The organism is Paraburkholderia sp. NMBU_R16, from assembly GCF_013282575.1.
In the GTDB taxonomy this organism is placed as follows: domain Bacteria; phylum Pseudomonadota; class Gammaproteobacteria; order Burkholderiales; family Burkholderiaceae; genus Trinickia.
This window is the reverse complement of the sequence record NZ_JAAAYE010000289.1, coordinates 1-499: the sequence shown is the minus strand read 5'-3', so window position 1 is coordinate 499 and position 499 is coordinate 1. Positions and strand designations below refer to the sequence as shown.

1 protein-coding gene is annotated in these 499 nt (G+C 62.5%); it reads right to left on the bottom strand.

Annotated features, from left to right (window positions below; translation table 11 throughout):
* Positions 1-499 (bottom strand): transposase (locus tag GWC77_RS28290; protein ID WP_173262937.1); only part of this gene is annotated, 499 nt, incomplete at both ends.

The window sequence follows — 499 nt, the reverse complement described above, 5'->3', positions numbered from 1 at the left end:
CTAACCGCATGAGACGAGCAATGCGCCACGCCACCACCATGAACACCGCCAGAGCACGCTCGATGCGCTCGATCGTGCTCAGTTGTAGCGCCTCGACTCGGCAACCGTTCTTCAGCACATGAAAGAAGGTTTCCACCTCCCAGCGGGCGCGGTACCAATCGATCAGCCGCGCGGCCTCGGTCATTTCCGGCACCTCGCGATTGGTCAGCAAGCGCCATTCGATCGGCGTCGCCCCGGCGGGCGCTTCAATCTCGCGCGCAACAAGGCAGTTGATCGACACCACACCGCCCTGGCCATCGGGTACATCGATCCGCCGACTCCAGATTTGCTGTTGAACCTCCCGCGCCTTCTGTCGCTGGCGACCATGCAACGTGAAGCGGATTTCACCAAGCGGCTCGCCTTGCGTGGCGTGATCCCAGAGTCTTTGTCCCTCGGGCAACACGCGATTGTGCTGGGCGCGAATCAGCCAGTCGGCCGGGTAACCCACATCGCGCGCTTT